This window comes from Variovorax sp. GW821-FHT10D07 (genome assembly GCF_059415325.1).
In genome coordinates this window covers 1-631 of record NZ_JBWKMZ010000039.1, presented here as the reverse complement: position 1 = coordinate 631, position 631 = coordinate 1, and the positions used below count along the sequence as shown (strand labels likewise).

Genomic DNA, 631 nt, shown 5'->3' with positions numbered 1-631 from the left:
CGCTGGATGGTGATGCCGACGTCGGACAGGGCCTGCAGGCCGCCGAAGCGCTTGGAGATGCCGCGAACGTCGAGGATGGTGTCTGCCTTGCTCATGGGATGCGTCTCCTCGCTCACGGATTGATCGACATGGGACGCGAGGCCGCACCGGGCAGCTCGTCGGCCGGGGTGTCGACGCCCGGTGCGTGGGTCTGCAGCGAGCCCGGCGCCACGGTGGCGTGGGCCGGATCGACCGGCACGCCGCCCTTGCGCTGAAGCGTCTTGCCATGCTCGGGCGAGGGCCACAGGCCGCGCGGGCGCACCAGCATGATGACGATCATGGCCAGCGCGATGAACAGCTGGCGCAGGATGGAGGCGTCGAGGCGGCCGTCGGTCAGCGCCTGCAGCGGGCCGGCGACGTAGCGCAGCACCTCGGGCAGGGCCGCCAGCAGCACGGCACCCAGGATCACGCCGGGCAGGTGGCCGATGCCGCCGAGCACGACCATGGCGACGATCATCACCGACTCCATGAGGCTGAACGACTCGGGCGAGACGAAGCCCTGGAAGGCCGCGAACATGGAACCCGACACGCCGCCGAAGCTCGCGCCCATGCCGAAGGCCAGCAGCTTCATGTTGCGGGTGTTGATGCCCAT

1 protein-coding gene and 1 pseudogene are annotated in these 631 nt (G+C 69.9%); both read right to left on the bottom strand.

What is annotated here, in order from left to right; translation table 11 throughout:
* Window positions 1–95: pseudogene (locus AC07PU_RS42465) on the bottom strand (ABC transporter ATP-binding protein); the annotation flags it as partial.
* A gap of 17 nt (window positions 96–112) precedes the next feature.
* Window positions 113–631: branched-chain amino acid ABC transporter permease (locus tag AC07PU_RS42460; RefSeq protein WP_495323667.1), on the bottom strand; the 519-nt coding region annotated here is incomplete at its 5' end.